Genomic DNA, 15,581 nt, shown 5'->3' with positions numbered 1-15,581 from the left:
CGATTAGGTAGATCATAGGACGCGGTTGGTCGGTCCGGGAGATGGGGGCATCACTCGGACAGGCCGGGCTCAGGCAGCTACCGCGTCCGATCCATTTCCTGATGCGGCGGACCTGCCGTTGCCTCCCAAGGAAGACAGTCCGCAATAAGAACGGCGCCCGGACGATCCGGGCGCCGTTTTCGCGTCTTCAACAAGATCCGATCAGGCGGCCTTGCCGTTGGCGTTCATCGCCTCGTCGGCGAGGCGCCCGGTCAGCTCGGCCATATGGTCGAAGACGGCCTTGTAGCTGGCGACGCCTGCCGTCGCCGAGCGCAGCTCGATGATCAGGTCGCCGATCTCGGCCTGGGGCATGGTCGCTTCGACCACGTCCCAGCCCGGCCAGCCGGGCCGCGCGTCATAGCCAAGGATCTGGCCGCGCCGCTGCGGGATCAAAGCGATAATCCTCGAAGTCGCATCTGAAGGCGTGACGATCTCGACCTTCATGATCGGTTCCAGCAGAACCGGCGAACAGGCCGCCATGCCTTCCTTCATCGCCAGCTTGGCCGCCATCTGGAAGGCCATGTCGGACGAGTCGACTGCATGATAGGAGCCGTCCGAAAGGTTGACGGCGACATCGACCACCGGGAAGCCGAGCGGACCGGATTTCAGATAGTCGCGGATGCCGGTCTCCACCGACTGGATGTAGGTTTTTGGCACGACGCCGCCGGTGATGGTGTCGGTGAACTGGAAACCCGTGCCGCGCGGCAGCGGCTTGATCTCGATCACCACGTCGCCGAACTGGCCGTGGCCGCCCGACTGTTTCTTGTGGCGGCCGCGCTGCTGCGCGGATTTGCGGATCGTCTCGCGATAGGGAACGGCCGGCGAATGGCCATCGATCGGGATCTGGTTCTTGCCTTCAAGCCGCTCGCGCACGACGCGCAGGTGCATCTCGCCATGGCCCGACAATACGGTCTCCGCGGAGTCCTGGTTGTGGTGCAGGCTGAGCGAGGGGTCTTCCTCGGCTAGCCTCTGGATCGCTGCCGACATCTTGACCTCGTCCTTGCGCTCCTTGGGACGCAAAGCGAATGCGAACACCGGTTGCGGGGGCTCCAGGGCGATCAGCGGCTTGATGCCGCCTTTGGCCGAACTCAGCGTTTGGCCGGTCCTGACATTGTCGAGCTTGCCGAGCGCGACGGTATCGCCAGCCTTGGCCGACGGCAGCTTCAACTGGTCTTTGCCAAGCATCTTGTAGATGCCGGAGACTTTCGTCGTGTCGCCGCTAGAGAGGAAGAGTTCGGCTGCGTCGGCCACCTGGCCGGAAAGCACACGCGAAATAGACAGTTTGCCGCCATGCGCGGTGTGGATGGTCTTCATCACCTGCACGACCGTCTGGCTGCCATCGGGCGCGCCAAGGCGCTTGCGCGTCGCCTCGACGTCAGGCGCGTCGTGGCGGATAGCTTTCAACAGGCGCAGCACACCGTTGCCCTTCTCGGCGGTACCGATCAGCACCGGCGTCACCGAGCCGGCGCGCAGGTCGGCGGCAAGGTCATCGAAGATCGCGTCCTTCGGCGGCTCGATCTCCTCCAGCAACTGCTCCATCAACTGGTCGTCATGGTCGGCCAGCGTCTCCAGCATCGAGAACCGTGCCTCGAGCTCGCGCGCCTTGTCGTCGTCCGGAATCTCGGCGACCTGGCTTTCGGCATATTCGCGGTAGACATAGGCGCGCTCCAAGGCCAGATCGATCGAGCCGATGACGACACCATCCTTGCGCAACGGAATCTGGCGCAGCAGCAGCGGCGCCGAGCTGGCCGGCTGCAGCATCTTTAGCGTCTCGCGCACGCCGGCGACCGCCTTGTCCACCTTGTTGAGGAACAGGATGCGCGGCACGCCGAGATCGTCGAGCTTGCGCATGATGAGCTGAAGCGCGGGTATCTTCTTTTCGTCCGCTTCGGCCACGACCACGGCGACATCGCAGGCGGCAAGCACCGGCTCCGCCTCGAAGGCGAACTCGATGGAACCGGGGCAATCGACGAAGGTGAACTGCTCGCCCATGAATTCCGTCGTGGCAAAGGTCGCCTCGACGCTCATGGCGTGGGCGCGGGCTTCTGGCGAATGATCGGAAACCGTGTTGCCCGATGAGACGGGATTCTGGCGGGGAATGGCGCCCGTGCGGGCGAGGATAGCTTCGAGAAGTGTCGTCTTACCGCTTGCGAAGGGACCGACTATGGCGATGCATTTCGGTCCCGTGCGTCGTCCTCCGGCGCGATTACCCATGGCTGACCTCCACTCAGGCGTTTCCCTGGGAGCGGCGGCCGGCCTGTTCAGCCGTCGCGGGCGGGGTTGTTGCTCACCACCTGCCAAGGCCATCGTCACACGGGTTAGCGGAGAGGGCAAGGAAAATAGGAAATGCGCCGGCTTTGGTTTTGTGCTCGGTTTCGAACAGCCCGGTGGCTCAAGCGCTCAAAGGCGATTGCGTCGGTCGCCATATAGCAAGAAACTGACCTCCCGCTGCGGCGGACGGTCCCTAACGATTTGAGAGTTTCTACGATGAAGATCATTGCGTGCGGCAGCGTGCCGACGATCATCGCGCCAGAAAAGTATTTCACCGGCAAGGTGCTGCAGACGCCGATCATCGAGAAGGAGGCGCCGGCGCGGCTGAGGGCAACCCTGGTCAGTTTCGAACCGGGCGCCCGCACGCATTGGCACACGCACCCGCTCGGCCAGACGCTCTACGTCACGGCCGGCGCCGGGCTTGCGCAAACGTGGGGCGGGCCGATCGAGGTGATCAGGGTCGGCGACGTCATCTCCTTCGCGCCGGGCGAAAAGCACTGGCACGGCGCCGGGCCGAAGACCACGATGACGCATGTCGCCATGCAGGAAGCGCTGGACGGCGTCCATGCCGAGTGGCTCGAGGCTGTCTCCGACGAACAGTATGGCGGCTGATTGCCGTCCAACAAAAACCCGGCGCGAAGCCGGGTTTTTGTGGATGGCGGCGTTGCCGATCAGGTCAGCGACGCAGTGAAGCGCTGGATGCGGGTGCAGGCTTCCTCCAGCAGCGCCTCCGATGTTGCGTAGGAGATGCGGAAGTTCGGGCCGAGGCCGAAGGCCGATCCGAACACAACGGCAACGCCTTCGGCGTCGAGCAGCTCCGAGCAGAAGGCTTCGTCATTGTCGATGACCTTGCCGGCCTTCGTCTTCCTGCCGATCAGCTCAGCGCAGGACGGATAGACGTAGAAGGCGCCTTCCGGCGATGGGCAAGAGATGCCGCGCGCCTGGTTGAGCATCGACACGACGAGGTCGCGCCGGCCCTGGAAAATCGCCTTGTTCTTGGCGATGAAGTCCTGCGGGCCGTTGAGCGCCTCGACGGACGCCCATTGCGCGATGGTGCAGGCGCCGGAAGTCTGCTGGCCCTGGATCATGTCCATTGCCTTGATCAGCGGCACCGGGCCAGCGGCGTAGCCGATACGCCAGCCGGTCATGGCATAGGCCTTCGACACGCCGTTCATGGTCAGCGTGCGCTCGTAGAGGCTCGGTTCGACCTCGGCGATGGTCTTGAAGACGAAGTCGCCATAGGTCAGGTGCTCATACATGTCGTCGGTCAGCGTCCAGACATGCGGGTGCTTGAGCAGCACGTCGGCCAGGGCCCTGAGTTCACGCTCGGTGTAAGCGGCGCCCGATGGGTTGGACGGCGAGTTCATCAGCAGCCATTTCGTCTTCGGCGTGATCGCCCTTTCCAGCACCTCAGCCGTCAGCTTGAAGCCGTTGTCGATCGAGGTGTCGGCAAAGACGGACGTGCCGCCGCAGATCGCCACCATCTCCGGGTAGCTCACCCAATAGGGGCGCGGGATGATGACCTCTTCGCCGGGGTTCAGCGTCGCCATGAAGGCGTTGAACAGGATCTGCTTGCCGCCGGTGCCGACGATGGTCTGCTCCGGTCGGTAGTCGAGATTGTTCTCGCGCTTGAATTTTTTGGCGATCGCCTCGCGCAGCGGCGCGATGCCGGAGACCGGCGGGTACTTGGTCTCGCCACGGCGGATCGCCTCGATCGCCGCGTTCTTGATGTTATCGGGCGTGTCGAAGTCCGGCTCGCCGGCGCCGAGGCCGATGACGTCACGGCCGGCATTTTTCAGCTCACGCGCTTTCTGCGTCACCGCAATGGTCGCGGAAGGCTTCACGCGGGAAAGGGCGTCGGCAAGAAAGGCCATGACAGAGCGTCTCCAAGAGAAGGACGCGGCCAGGAGCGGCCGCGGCGCCTCTCATGTCGCATCATCGGGCCAAGCGCAAGCATTGTCGGGTGATCCAGAGGTCAAGGTGGCGTGAGCGGCAACTATAAATTCATCAACGAGCGGTAAACCCTTGGCTGGCAGGATGGCAGATCGAATTGCGCTTACTCTGCGGAGCGAGGGACCTTTGTCGCGCAGCATCGGGCTTGCCCATATCATCCGTCATGATGACGGCACCTCAAGCGGTGTCTGGGGAATCTACACGCTGCAGAGCGCCTTCCAGCCAATCTTCGCCTTCGATGGAGGCAAGCTTTCGCCCATTGCCTTCGAGGGGCTTATCCGCCCGTTCCGCGACGGTGAGCCGCAATCGCCGATGAGCTTCTTCGGCACTTGCCCCGCAGGCGACCGGCTGCATATCGAGGCGCTGACCAGGACGCTGCATCTGCTCAACGCCGGCGGCTGTCTGCCGCAAGAGGCGTCGATCTTCGTCAATTTCGATCCGTCGGTGTTCACCGACCGCGCCATCGTCGACAAGGCGCTGCGCGACATGCGGCTGGTGCTGCACGAGGCCGGCATCGACCCGCGCCGTATCGTGTGCGAGGTCACCGAGCAGAAATCGGCTTCGCAGGAAACGCTCTACAGCTTCGTCGAGGCGCTGCGCGCCAACGGGTTCCGCATCGCCGTCGACGATTACGGCGCCGACGAATCCGACATCAACCGCATCAAGGAATTGCGGCCGGACATCGTCAAATTCGACGCCAAATGGATCACGCAGCTGATGGAGTCCGGAGCCGGATTCGCGCTGCTGACGACGATGGTGACGAGCTTCGAAAATCAGGGCATCCGCACGGTTTTCGAAGGCATCGAGGAAGGCTGGCAGCTCGAGCTCGCCGAGAAATCCGGGGCGTCAATGGTGCAAGGCTATGTGCTTGCCCGGCCGGAGCTGGCCTCGACCAGTCTTCGCGTCTTCGGCAAGAGTGTGCAGGCGCCCGCGGCCGGGGAGGGCAAAACGACAGCGGCCGCCAGTCCCGCTCCGGTGGCGTCAGCTCGCCCAACCAAGGCGTTTGGGCGCAAGGTGACGCCATGATCGGGCGGCCCGACAGGCAGCGCCCCGAAAGGCGGCGAATTGTCGCCGAAGCGATCTTCGAAGACGAGATCGGCCTTCAATTCGGCGTCTATGGCGAGTTCCGGCTGTGGAGCGCCTACCAGCCGATCTTCGCGCCGCGTGGCAGATCGCTGCAACCCGTCGCCGTCGAGGCGCTGATCGAGCCGCGCCGCGTCGCGACGCCCGTTGCGCCGCAAGTTTTCTTCGACAGCGTTGCAGCAAAGGACCGTCTGTTCGTCGAGACGATGTGCCGGATGCTGCATCTCGGCAACTACCGCAACATCGGCGTCGATGGCCTTACCCTGTTCTTCAACTACAATCCGATGATCAACGATCATCTCGGACGGGCGCTCGCCGAGATCCGGCTGATGGCCAGGCATCTCGGCGATTTCGGCCTCGAGCCGGCCATGCTGGTCTGCGAGATCACCGAGCAGGCAGCCGACGAGCATGTGCTCGCCCGCCTCGTGCGCGAGATGAGGCGTGACGGTGTCCGCATCGCCATCGACGATTTCGGCACCGGACATTCGACCGAAGCGCGCATCAGCCTGCTGTCGCCCGACATCGTCAAAATCGACGGCGGCTGGTTCGCCGAGTTCTGCCGCCATGCCGCCGCCGAGCGGTTCTTCCGGCCGCTGGTTTCGACGCTGCACGACCGCGGCGCCAAGGTGCTGGTCGAGGGCATCGAGCATGCCACGCATCTGCGCGTCGCGCTCGATGGCGGCGTCGACCTCCTGCAAGGATATCACCTCGCCCGCCCGGCGCTCGCCGGCACCATCTTCAACGAAGAGCCGCTGGCGATCGATGCGCTGCTCGGCATGGACAACAAGGTAGTGCCTTTGCATCAGCGCCGCTGATGCTTTCACTCAAAAACAAATCACTGGATGAACTCCGCACAGGCGAGTTAGAGGCTGCCGATCGTTCGTCGCGCGCGGAGAGGGCCATGATCCTTTATGACATGATCGACAGCGGCAATTGCTACAAGCCGCGTCTGTTGATGGCAAAGCTCGGCATTCCCTTCACCCGCATCGAAGTGAGCTCGCACACCGGCGAGACGCGCAAGGCCGACTATGTCGCCAAGAACCCCAACGCGATGGTGCCGCTGCTCGAGCTCGACGACGGCCGACGCATCGCTGAATCCAACGCCATTCTGCTCTATCTCGCCGAAGGCACGCGCTTCCTGCCGGCCGACAGATATGAGCGGGCGCTGGCCTATCAGTGGCTGTTCTTCGAGCAGTACAGCCACGAGCCCTATATCGCGGTACGCAAGGCGCTGCTCACATTTCCCGAGAGGGCTAAGGATGCGACGCCGGAACGGTTGGCGCTGACCTTGGAGCGCGGCAACAAGGCGCTCGGCGTGATGAACAAACATCTGGAGCAGAACGCCTTTTTCGCCGGCGGCATCTACAGCGTCGCCGACATTGCGCTCTATGCCTACACTCACACCGCCGAGATGGGCGGTTTCCAGCTCGACGCCTATCCGGCCGTGGTGGAGTGGCTGAAGCGGGTCGAGACGGACAAGAGGCACGTGCCGATCGAGTGGGTTGGGCCAATCTAGTTCTTCCCCACGCCGTTTCCAAATCTAAGCAACAAAAAAGGCGGGACAATGCCCGCCTTCCTATGCCGGTAGCCTGATCGGGAGCGTTGGGCCGGGCCGGCAGCTATCTGCTGTTCCAGCTTGTCGGGTCCTTTCGCTCCGGCGCGCTTATCGCACGACCGTCAGTACATCCGTGACTTGCCGCCCGCTCCAGGCTCTCGCCCGGTGCGCGTCGCTAACTAGGCGCATTGTGCAATGCCAGGCGATCACGCCCGGCTGCAAAATGCCAGCGCCAAATCAGGCTGCCTTGCTCAGAGACCCAGCAGCGGACTTGCCGGTGCGGCGGTCCTGCTCGATCTCGAAGCTGATCTTCTGGCCTTCAACGAGGGTGGTCATGCCAGCGCGCTCGACGGCGGAGATGTGGACGAAAACGTCCGCGCCGCCATTGTCGGGCTGGATGAAGCCATAGCCCTTGGTGGCGTTGAACCACTTAACCGTACCAGTTGCCATGTAGAGTCCTTCACATTTGCTTCGTTTGACCGGACCAAAGCCCGGCCGGTGGTATCGAAATTTTGGAGATAGACGTCAGCAAACGCGAAGATCGCGGCCCGATCGATCGGCCAAATTCAATGCGCCGGATATAGTATGGTTCGCGAACGAAAACAAGATGGCGTTACCGGCATGTGCCGCGATAGCGTCCAACGGAGCCCACTGCGCTTGGAAGGTTTGCAGCCGGGGATGCGTTGTGGAGGGAAGATACGCTTGCTGTTGCGGGAGAAGATCATGAGGACAATTCTGCTTGCCGCCTGCCTGATGGTGGTGGCCGCCGAGGCGCAGGCCGTCTCGCGCTACGACCCGACGCGCATGAGCTGCGGCCGCGTGCGGGCGACGATCGCCAGGCATGGCGCGGTCATCCTGCGCTATCAGTCGACGCGCGTGCCGGGACTGCCGCTTTATGACCGCTATGTGCGGGACGAGCGCTTCTGCAACATGGGCGAGGTGAGAGCGCGGGCCTATGTGCCGAGCGCCGATACTAAATCCTGCCCCGTCTATATCTGCAAACGGCCGGACTTCGACCGGCATTTCCGACGGCGGATCTTCCCACGCCATTAGAGTCCTTTCGGCAAGCTGTGTCAGAACGCGAATGATGCCTGAGCGGCGGGCGGCGGGCCGACCCGCACGCCTTCCATGGCCAGCATCTTCTCCTTGGTGGCGGAGCCGCCGGTAGCCGAGAAGCCGCCGATCTTGCCGCCGGCGGCAAGGATGCGGTGGCAGGGAATGACCAGCGGCACCGGATTGGCGCCGAGGGCTGCACCGGTTTCGCGGGCAAGCCCGGCATGGCCGGCCCGCTTGGCCAATTCGCCATAGGTGGTGGTCTCGCCGAAGCCGAGCTTGCGCGCAGCGTCATAGATGGCGAGGCGGAAATCGTCGACGCCGTCGAGATCGACCGGCACGCCGGAGAAATCGACATCGTCCCCGGCCGCATAGGCCTTGATCGAGGCGATCAGTTCGACCACCCATTGCGGCTGTTCGGTGGAGGTGGAGACTCCGGCATGGCGAAACAGGCGGCGCTCGACCGCTTCGCGGCTACGCTCGGGCAGGCAGAGCCGGATCAGGCCCTTTTCGCTCCAGGCGACGCCCATGAAGCCGATCACTGTTTCTAACACTGCGTGGCCGGCCGTGATCGGCAATGCGTTTTCCATGGTGCGCTCCTTTCCGCAAACTGCGAAAAACGGGTACATCTCCAGTACAGATGGGGAACAATATCGCAGTTTGCTTCGAGTCTCGCCACCCGAAAGCTGCACACTGGCCCTGATTGCCCGGTTGGAATCGCTGGTGTAAGGACTTTTCAACAACCGACAATCGGACCTGCAGGGCTTGGCAGCGAAAATCATCCTCACCGCGATCGGCGTGCTCGTTGCCGCTGCCGGCCTCAGCGGCTGTACCTCGACCTCACAGATGAAACCCTCGCCGGCGCTTGCGGCGGCATCGACGCCGGCCGCCGAGGACGACACACCGACCATCGCGCTGCCCGAAACCGTTGCTGTGCTGCCGGAGCCTTCCGGCCTCGCTCAGGTGCAAACAGCGGCGCTGACCGGCGATGCCGTGGCCCTGGCGACGGCACCTGGGGCGACGGCGCCTGGGGCGACAATGGCTGGCGCGCCGTTGCCGCCGCCCGCGCAGCCCGGCGCCGCCCTCCCGCCGCCGGCGCAGCCTGCCGCGTTCGCCGGCTCGACACCCGTGGCCGGGCAGTTTCCGCCGCCGCCGGTGCTGATGACCGGCGCATCGCCGACCGGCCCCGGTGCGCTCAAGCAGGCCGCCGTCTACCGGACTGCCGCTGTTGCCATGCCGGTCACCGGCCCATCAGCGAAGGTGGCTCCTATGCCGGGCGTGCAGCAGGTCGCCTATGTGGTGCCGCAGAACCCGGCGCTGCTTGCCCAACCGGGCCCCGAACAGCATGCCACGGGTCCGCGCGCCGAGATCGAGCGGCTGATCGAGAAATATTCGGCGATCTACGAAGTGCCGGTCGATCTGGTGCGCCATGTCGTCAACCGCGAGAGCACCTTCAATCCGAAGGCCTATAATCACGGTCATTGGGGACTGATGCAGATCAAGCACGCGACGGCACGCGGCATGGGCTATGACGGGCCGGCAGCCGGCCTGTTCGACGCCGAGACCAATCTCAAATACGCTGTCAAATACCTGCGCGGCGCCTGGCTGGTCTCGGGCGGCAATGCCAAGCGGGCCGACCAGCTCTATCAGACAGGCTATTATTACGACGCCAAGCGCAAGGGCCTGCTCGATCAAACGGGTCTCGGCGTCGACCGGCGCCGCCTGCAGCCGGGCGCCTGAGCGCCGGCAACGAGGCGCGTCCCATCGGTCTTTGGGGCAGTTGCATGCGTGACACTGACAGCCGCCGGCCGCCGGCCCCCAACGATGTCCGCCTTCGCAAGCTTCTCGACGATGCGCTGACCGCGCCGCATTGGCCGGAAGGCTTCGTTATGCGCCCGTTCGAGCACAGGGATGCGCAGGCCCTGCACGCACTGCTGGAAGAGGCATTCGACGACGGCGCCGAAGGTCCGTTCGACGAATGGTGGCAGCGCATCTCTGGCGATACCGAGTTCGATCCGGACCTCTGTTTCCTGGTCATCGACGGCAAGGGGCTGCTGGCGGGCGCCGCGCTTTGCTGGGCGTCGGGCTTCGTCAAGGATCTCGCCGTTCATCCGGACTCGCGAAGGCACGGCATCGGCGAGGCGCTGATGCGGCACGTGGTCCTGACTTTCCGCGACAAAGGTGCCGCCCATGTCGACCTCAAGACCAACACGGTGAAGAACCCCGCAGCCTTCAGGCTTTACGAGCGGCTGGGCATGGTTCCGGTGGCCTGGGAAGGCTAGGCGCTTCGCAGCATTTGCCTTCAGCGACACAACCGAATGCAGGGCGCATTGTGAACCGCTTCACACAAGCTGACGTTAGGACATGCTAATGCGTCGTGGTGCAGGGCGGCCGATCGGCGGATCGACGCTGGCAAGGCGTCGGAGAGGCTGTGCCGGCATGCGTCAGCCACTCCAAGGCGGGCTCCGGGGCGGCGGGTTTCGGAGCCCGCCCGCTTTGGGCCTGCGGCCAATCGCGAGATCTCCCTAAACTGAGTGACTGGGGTCAGTCCGCTCCCGGACCCGTCCCCGATGGCCATGTCGGGAACCCCGAAGCGTCGCTCCGCATTCAATGCGGGCGGAGGGTCATCATCAGCCGACGCGGCAAGGTCCGCGTGGACGGTTCCGAGGCGAGGCCCACCAGCATGAAATTTTACCGCGCATTCCTTGCACTTGCCGTCGGCGTGATGCTCGCGGTGGCGCCGGCTCGCGGGGTCGAGCTGTCGATCGTGTCGGGCGACACGGGCAACGGCATCAAGGTCTTGCGCGAGATACTCGACCGCTACCAGAAGCAGAGCGGCAACAAGGTCGACGTCGTGGTGATCCCGCCGTCGGGCACCGACCAGTTCGGTCAGTTCAGATTGTGGCTCGCGGCGGGAAACAGCGACATCGACGTCTACCAGACCGACGTGATCTGGGCGCCGCAGCTTGCCAGCCAACTCGTCGATCTCACCGCGGCGACCAGGGATATCGTGGCCGAGCACTTCCCGTCGATCATCCAGTCGCAGACCGTGAACGGAAAGCTGGTGGCGCTGCCGATCTTCACCGACGCGCCGGCACTCTATTACCGCAAGGATCTGCTCGACAAATATGGCGCCAAGGTGCCGACCACCTGGCAGGAACTGGCCGACACCGCCAAGCTCGTCATGGACAAGGAGCGCACCGCCGGCAACAAGGACCTGTGGGGTTTCGTCTTCCAGGGCAACGCCTATGAGGGGCTGACCTGCGATGCGCTCGAATGGGTGATGTCGAATGGCGGCGGCCAGGTCATCGAGCCCAACGGCACGGTCTCCATCAACAATCGACAAGCCGCGGCCGCGCTCGACATGGTCAAGGGCTGGATCGGCACCATTGCGCCGCCGGGCGTGCTCGCCTACCAGGAAGAGGAATCGCGCGGCGTCTGGCAGACCGGCAATGCCGTTTTCATGCGCAACTGGCCCTATGCCTATGCGCTCGGCAACAGCGAGACCTCACCGATCAAGGGCAAGTTCGATGTGGCGCCGCTGCCGGCAGGAACCGGCGAGGGCGCCCGGCCGACGGCAACGCTCGGCGGCTGGAACCTCGCGGTTTCCAAATATTCCAAGCACCAGGACGCGGCGATCGATCTGGTGAAGTTCATCGCCTCGCCCGAGATGCAGAAGTATCGAACGCTGAGGACGTCCAACCTGCCCACCATCAAGGCGCTCTATGACGATCCCGATATCGCCAGGGAACAGCCGATCGTCCCGCGCTGGAAGCAGATATTCCTCAACGCGGCACCGCGCCCTTCGGCGGTCGCCAAGATCAAGTACAACGAAGCCTCGAGCCAGTTCTGGACGGCCGTCCACAACACCATGTCGGGCGACGGCAGCGCCGCCGACAATCTGGCCGATCTCGAAGCCAGGCTGACCAGGCTGAAGGGCAAGGGCTGGTGAGGGCGATGCCTGTGAGCCGCTCGCGCCTGATGCGGCAACGCGTGCGCTCGGCCTGGCTGTTTCTGGCGCCGATGCTTCTGGTCCTTGCCGCCGTCGCCGGCTGGCCGCTCCTGCGCACCTTCTACTACAGCTTCACCGACGCCTCATTGGCCGATCTCGACGCCCGCCAATGGGTCGGCTTCGACAATTATTTCTCGATGCTCAGCATGCCGAGCGGCCGCGTGCTCTATGACGGGCTGCTCGCCGATCCGGTCTGGTGGCGCGCCGTGTGGAACACGCTGCTCTTTGCCGTGGTGTCGGTGAGCTGCGAAACGGTCCTCGGCATGATCGTGGCGCTCGTTCTCAACGCCGACTTCAGAGGCCGCGGCTTCGTCAGGGCGGCGATCCTCATTCCATGGGCGATCCCGACCATCGTCTCGGCCAAGATGTGGCAGTGGATGCTCAACGACCAGTTCGGCATCATCAATGCGGTGCTGCTCAACCTTGGCCTGATCGACGCCAAAATCGCCTGGACCGCGAGCACCGACACGGCGATGATCGCGGTGCTGATCGTCGACATCTGGAAGACGACACCGTTCATGGCGCTGCTTTTCCTCGCCGCGCTGCAGATGCTGCCGCGCGATGTTATCGAGGTCGCGAGGCTCGACGGCGCCAATCCGTGGCAGATCTTCTGGAAGGTGACCTTGCCGCTCATCCGCCCGGCGGTCATGGTTGCGGTGATCTTCCGCGCGCTCGACGCGCTGCGCATCTTCGACCTGATCTACGTGCTGACGCCCAACAATGTGCACACCAAATCGATGTCGGTGTTCGTGCGCGAGAACCTGTTCGAGTTCGACAAGTTCGCCTATGGCTCGGCCGCCTCGACGCTGCTTTTCCTGATCGTCGCGCTGCTCACCATTTCCTACATCCGCATTGGCCGGATAGAGCTGGAAGGAGGCCGCTGAGATGGCGATGTTGAAGCGCCTGGGCTTCTTCCTGCTGGTGGGGGCAATCGTCTTCGTCGCGGTGTTTCCGCTCTATTACGCCGTCGTCACCAGCCTGAAATCCGGCACAGAGTTGTTCGAGGCGAGCCTTTGGCCGCAGGCGTTAAGCCTCGCCAACTACAGGAACGTGCTGGTCGAAGGTCCCTTCCTGCGCAATCTCCTGAATTCGCTGGTCGTCTCGGGCGCCGTCGTGCTCATCTCGCTGCTGCTCGGCGTGACCTCCGCCTATGCGCTGGCACGCGTCCAGTTTCGCGGCCGTTCGGCGCTGATGCTTGCCATATTGTCGGTGTCGATGTTTCCGCAGCTCGCGGTGCTGGCCGGCCTGTTCGAGATCATCCGCGCCTTTGGCCTCTACAATTCGCTCATAGCACTGATCTTCTCCTACATGATCTTCACGCTGCCGTTCACCGTCTGGGTGCTCACCGCCTTCGTGCGCGACCTGCCGGTCGAAATCGAGGAAGCGGCGATCCTCGACGGCGCGACGCCATGGATCATCGTCACTCGCGTCTTTCTGCCGCTGATGTGGCCCGCATTGGCGACGACAGGGCTGCTCGCCTTCATCGGCGCATGGAACGAGTTCCTGTTTGCGCTGACCTTCACCTCCAACAACGCGCAGCGCACGGTGCCGGTGGCGATCGCGCTGCTTTCCGGCAACTCGCAGTTCGAGATCCCCTGGGGCAACATCATGGCCGCTTCGGTGATCGTCACGGTGCCGCTGGTGGTGCTGGTGCTGATCTTCCAACGCAGGATCGTTTCCGGCCTCACCGCCGGCGGCGTGAAGGGGTAGGCCTTGCTGATGTTCAGGTGATGCCGGGCTGCAAATGGCGGTGTTCTGCGCTTCCGGTGTTCACGTGTTCAAGTGCGCTCCGCTCCGGTTCTCGGGCTCAACCGTTTTCAGCACGGCCTGACCTGAATCCCGACACGGTCTCCTTCACGGTCCTGAACGCAACCGGCAGCGCCATTTCGCGTTGGAAGTGCAAGGGGCTGATCGGAGATCCAGATGAAAACGCTTCTGACCGCGGCCGCCATGGCGCTCCTTGCCGGCGCGCCGGCCACTCTTGCTCAGTCGAGCGACAGCAACGATGTCGCGCCAATGGCGGCAGACAACAAGGTCGACACGCAGACTTTCGTCACCACCGTTCCCAATGCCAACGAGTTCGAAATCCAGGCGAGCAGGCTGGCCGAGGAGAAGTCGCAGTCGGACGAAGTCAAGGCTTTTGCCAACGAGATGGTCAGGGACCACACCAAGGCAGGGGAGGATTTCAAGGCGGCGATGAGCCAGGGCCAGACGACGGCTTCTATCAAGCCTGCCGGCCCCGCCCTGGGGCCTAAGGAACAGCAGATGCTAGGCGAGCTCAAACAGGCGAGCGGCACAGAGTTCGACCGGAAGTATATCAAGATGCTGATGGATGCGCACAGGGACGCGGTCGCGCTGTTCAGCACCTATGCCAATTCCGGCGACGACCCGGCGCTGAAGGAATTCGCCAAGAAGACTCTGCCGGTGCTGAAAATGCACGAGAAGCATGTGAAGGAACTGGCGGTGGCGTATCACGAGTGAGGGTGGTTTCTGCCCCCGCAGCGGATCCTCAGCTCGCCTTGATCTGCTCGACCGCCGTTGCCAGCAACTCGTCCATGGCCTGGCGAATCTGGGCATCCGACTGGGCGACGCCTGCTGCGTCGAAGTCGGCACGGACCTTGCGGAATACGTCATTGTCGCCCGCTTCCTCGAAATCCGCGCGCACCACCTCTTTCGCATAGGCGTCGGCATCCACGCCGGATTTGCCGAGCTTTTCGGCGGCCCACAGGCCGAGCAGCTTGTTCCGGCGCGCCACGGCCTTGAACTTCGTCTCCTCGTCCATTGCGAATTTCTTTTCGAAGCCTTCCTGACGGTCCCTCATGCTGCTCATGGTTTGCCTCGCTCAGACGTGAGTTCGACCGCCTTCGATGCATGAGAAGAGCGGCCAGGAGAAGCGAAAATGGGGAGCATGAAGGCCTGTAGCAAGGCCTGATCGTGCTGTGGACGCCGCGGACCCGAAATTCGTGTCATGCCGGGTCGAAGCTCCGATGTGATTTGACCTGGCCGGGCCGTAGCCTACTTTCGACCTGGCAGGAGGAGTGGAGGAGACGGGCGATGCAGTCACCGTTGAACCATATGCAGGGCGTCGTGCTGACGGCGGCGTTGATGTTTGCTGCAGGCACTGCCGCCTATGCCCATCACGGCTGGTCGTGGACGCAGGACGACTTCTTCGAGCTCAAGGGCAAGATCGCGGCGATCTATATCGGCAATCCGCATGCGACGCTGGACGTCGATGCGAAGGGCGAGGTGTGGCGGGTGGAGATGGCGCCGCCGGCCCGCACCATCGCCGCCGGCTTCACCGAAAAGGTCGCCAAGGTCGGCGACGCGGTGACCGCGATCGGCCATCGCTCGCGCGAGGAGGCGGAAAAGCGCATGAAGGCGGTGCGAATCATCGTTGGCGGCAAGAGCTACGACGTCTATCCCGACCGCCTGCCGCCGGCCTAGATGGCGGAGTTTCTGGCCGGCATCGAGCAGCTTGCCTTGGTGCGCGGGCTGAAAGCCTCCTTCGTCGCCTATCCGATCGTCAACGCGCTGCACATCATGGCGATCGGCGCGTTGCTGACCAGCGTCGGCCTCATGGATTTAAGCGTCCTTGGCGCCTTCCGCTCGCTGCCC

Annotated in this window: 17 protein-coding genes; 12 read left to right on the top strand and 5 right to left on the bottom strand. The window is 63.7% G+C overall.

Features of this window, described 5'->3' with window-relative positions:
- Positions 1-201 precede the first annotated feature (201 nt).
- Positions 202-2,253, bottom strand: coding sequence for an elongation factor G (locus EOA32_RS20490; RefSeq protein ID WP_067326663.1), 2,052 nt, complete (start codon positions 2,251-2,253; stop codon positions 202-204).
- A gap of 273 nt (positions 2,254-2,526) precedes the next feature.
- Between EOA32_RS20490 and EOA32_RS20485 the strand changes: the two genes are divergently transcribed.
- A complete protein-coding gene (locus EOA32_RS20485; protein WP_128372705.1) occupies positions 2,527-2,922 on the top strand; it encodes a cupin domain-containing protein in 396 nt (131 codons plus the stop codon).
- Positions 2,923-2,981: 59 nt separating this feature from the next.
- On the opposite strand, the gene EOA32_RS20480 is transcribed toward EOA32_RS20485, so the two are convergent.
- Positions 2,982-4,184: a pyridoxal phosphate-dependent aminotransferase gene (locus EOA32_RS20480; protein WP_128372704.1), complete on the bottom strand. Its 1,203-nt coding sequence runs from the start codon at positions 4,182-4,184 to the stop codon at positions 2,982-2,984.
- A gap of 205 nt (positions 4,185-4,389) precedes the next feature.
- On the opposite strand from EOA32_RS20480, the gene EOA32_RS20475 reads away from it, so the two are divergent.
- From EOA32_RS20475 to EOA32_RS20465, 3 genes are all read left to right on the top strand, one after another.
- Positions 4,390-5,289 (top strand): EAL domain-containing protein, encoded by a 900-nt coding sequence (locus tag EOA32_RS20475; protein ID WP_128372703.1) that lies wholly within the window; start codon positions 4,390-4,392, stop codon positions 5,287-5,289.
- The gene (locus tag EOA32_RS20470) at positions 5,286-6,161 is read left to right on the top strand and encodes an EAL domain-containing protein (protein ID WP_128372702.1); all 876 of its coding nucleotides are present in this window, start codon (positions 5,286-5,288) and stop codon (positions 6,159-6,161) included. The genes EOA32_RS20475 and EOA32_RS20470 overlap by 4 nt, the downstream gene beginning before the upstream one ends.
- Before the next feature lie 86 nt (positions 6,162-6,247).
- Positions 6,248-6,862 carry a glutathione S-transferase family protein gene (locus EOA32_RS20465; RefSeq protein WP_095777344.1) on the top strand — a complete coding sequence of 205 codons (615 nt, stop codon included), beginning with the start codon at positions 6,248-6,250 and terminating at the stop codon, positions 6,860-6,862.
- Positions 6,863-7,138: 276 nt separating this feature from the next.
- Here EOA32_RS20465 and EOA32_RS20460 read toward each other — a convergent pair whose 3' ends face one another.
- Complete coding sequence (locus EOA32_RS20460; protein WP_066994534.1) at positions 7,139-7,351, bottom strand: cold-shock protein; 213 nt, start codon at positions 7,349-7,351, stop codon at positions 7,139-7,141.
- 273 nt (positions 7,352-7,624) lie between these two features.
- Here EOA32_RS20460 and EOA32_RS20455 point away from each other — a divergent pair, with 273 nt between their 5' ends.
- A complete protein-coding gene (locus EOA32_RS20455; RefSeq protein WP_128372701.1) occupies positions 7,625-7,954 on the top strand; it encodes a hypothetical protein in 330 nt (109 codons plus the stop codon).
- 20 nt (positions 7,955-7,974) lie between these two features.
- On the opposite strand, the gene EOA32_RS20450 is transcribed toward EOA32_RS20455, so the two are convergent.
- A complete protein-coding gene (locus tag EOA32_RS20450) occupies positions 7,975-8,544 on the bottom strand; it encodes a methylated-DNA--[protein]-cysteine S-methyltransferase (protein ID WP_095781325.1) in 570 nt (189 codons plus the stop codon).
- 175 nt (positions 8,545-8,719) lie between these two features.
- On the opposite strand from EOA32_RS20450, the gene EOA32_RS20445 reads away from it, so the two are divergent.
- The 6 genes from EOA32_RS20445 to EOA32_RS20420 all read left to right on the top strand — a co-directional run bounded on the left by EOA32_RS20445 (position 8,720) and on the right by EOA32_RS20420 (position 14,447).
- Entirely contained in the window at positions 8,720-9,694 is a 975-nt protein-coding gene (locus EOA32_RS20445; RefSeq protein WP_128372700.1) for a lytic transglycosylase domain-containing protein, read from the top strand.
- A 44-nt stretch (positions 9,695-9,738) separates the two neighbouring features.
- Entirely contained in the window at positions 9,739-10,236 is a 498-nt protein-coding gene (locus tag EOA32_RS20440; RefSeq protein WP_128372699.1) for an N-acetyltransferase, read from the top strand.
- 401 nt (positions 10,237-10,637) lie between these two features.
- Positions 10,638-11,906 carry an ABC transporter substrate-binding protein gene (locus EOA32_RS20435; protein WP_128372698.1) on the top strand — a complete coding sequence of 423 codons (1,269 nt, stop codon included), beginning with the start codon at positions 10,638-10,640 and terminating at the stop codon, positions 11,904-11,906.
- 29 nt (positions 11,907-11,935) lie between these two features.
- Positions 11,936-12,850 carry a sugar ABC transporter permease gene (locus tag EOA32_RS20430; RefSeq protein WP_164747466.1) on the top strand — a complete coding sequence of 305 codons (915 nt, stop codon included), beginning with the start codon at positions 11,936-11,938 and terminating at the stop codon, positions 12,848-12,850.
- A 1-nt stretch (position 12,851) separates the two neighbouring features.
- Positions 12,852-13,676, top strand: a complete 825-nt coding sequence (locus tag EOA32_RS20425; RefSeq protein ID WP_128372697.1) for a carbohydrate ABC transporter permease — start codon at positions 12,852-12,854, stop codon at positions 13,674-13,676.
- A 213-nt stretch (positions 13,677-13,889) separates the two neighbouring features.
- Entirely contained in the window at positions 13,890-14,447 is a 558-nt protein-coding gene (locus EOA32_RS20420; protein ID WP_128372696.1) for a DUF4142 domain-containing protein, read from the top strand.
- A gap of 28 nt (positions 14,448-14,475) precedes the next feature.
- Here the strand turns inward: EOA32_RS20420 and EOA32_RS20415 are convergent, their stop codons facing one another.
- On the bottom strand, positions 14,476-14,796 hold the full coding sequence (locus EOA32_RS20415; protein WP_067326717.1) for a DUF1476 domain-containing protein: 321 nt from the start codon (positions 14,794-14,796) through the stop codon (positions 14,476-14,478).
- 224 nt (positions 14,797-15,020) lie between these two features.
- Between EOA32_RS20415 and EOA32_RS20410 the strand changes: the two genes are divergently transcribed.
- Positions 15,021-15,410 carry a DUF6152 family protein gene (locus EOA32_RS20410; RefSeq protein ID WP_128372695.1) on the top strand — a complete coding sequence of 130 codons (390 nt, stop codon included), beginning with the start codon at positions 15,021-15,023 and terminating at the stop codon, positions 15,408-15,410.
- Positions 15,411-15,581: the final 171 nt, after the last annotated feature.

The organism is Mesorhizobium sp. M1A.F.Ca.ET.072.01.1.1 (assembly GCF_004023325.1).
Taxonomy (GTDB): domain Bacteria; phylum Pseudomonadota; class Alphaproteobacteria; order Rhizobiales; family Rhizobiaceae; genus Mesorhizobium.
The sequence above is the reverse complement of the archived record's forward strand: the minus strand, read 5'-3'. Positions and strand labels throughout refer to the sequence as shown.

Bases quoted from the DNA above. Each gene is read 5' to 3' on its own strand.
- EOA32_RS20490 (WP_067326663.1), bottom strand. From the start codon at position 2,253: ATGGGTAATCGCGCCGGAGGACGACGCACGGGACCGAAATGCATCGCC.
- EOA32_RS20440 (WP_128372699.1), top strand. From the start codon at position 9,739: ATGCGTGACACTGACAGCCGCCGGCCGCCGGCCCCCAACGATGTCCGC.
- EOA32_RS20480 (WP_128372704.1), bottom strand. From the start codon at position 4,184: ATGGCCTTTCTTGCCGACGCCCTTTCCCGCGTGAAGCCTTCCGCGACC.
- EOA32_RS20460 (WP_066994534.1), bottom strand. From the start codon at position 7,351: ATGGCAACTGGTACGGTTAAGTGGTTCAACGCCACCAAGGGCTATGGC.
- EOA32_RS20450 (WP_095781325.1), bottom strand. From the start codon at position 8,544: ATGGAAAACGCATTGCCGATCACGGCCGGCCACGCAGTGTTAGAAACA.
- EOA32_RS20455 (WP_128372701.1), top strand. From the start codon at position 7,625: ATGAGGACAATTCTGCTTGCCGCCTGCCTGATGGTGGTGGCCGCCGAG.
- EOA32_RS20470 (WP_128372702.1), top strand. From the start codon at position 5,286: ATGATCGGGCGGCCCGACAGGCAGCGCCCCGAAAGGCGGCGAATTGTC.
- EOA32_RS20435 (WP_128372698.1), top strand. From the start codon at position 10,638: ATGAAATTTTACCGCGCATTCCTTGCACTTGCCGTCGGCGTGATGCTC.
- EOA32_RS20410 (WP_128372695.1), top strand. From the start codon at position 15,021: ATGCAGTCACCGTTGAACCATATGCAGGGCGTCGTGCTGACGGCGGCG.
- EOA32_RS20425 (WP_128372697.1), top strand. From the start codon at position 12,852: ATGGCGATGTTGAAGCGCCTGGGCTTCTTCCTGCTGGTGGGGGCAATC.
- EOA32_RS20465 (WP_095777344.1), top strand. From the start codon at position 6,248: ATGATCCTTTATGACATGATCGACAGCGGCAATTGCTACAAGCCGCGT.
- EOA32_RS20430 (WP_164747466.1), top strand. From the start codon at position 11,936: ATGCGGCAACGCGTGCGCTCGGCCTGGCTGTTTCTGGCGCCGATGCTT.
- EOA32_RS20485 (WP_128372705.1), top strand. From the start codon at position 2,527: ATGAAGATCATTGCGTGCGGCAGCGTGCCGACGATCATCGCGCCAGAA.
- EOA32_RS20415 (WP_067326717.1), bottom strand. From the start codon at position 14,796: ATGAGCAGCATGAGGGACCGTCAGGAAGGCTTCGAAAAGAAATTCGCA.
- EOA32_RS20420 (WP_128372696.1), top strand. From the start codon at position 13,890: ATGAAAACGCTTCTGACCGCGGCCGCCATGGCGCTCCTTGCCGGCGCG.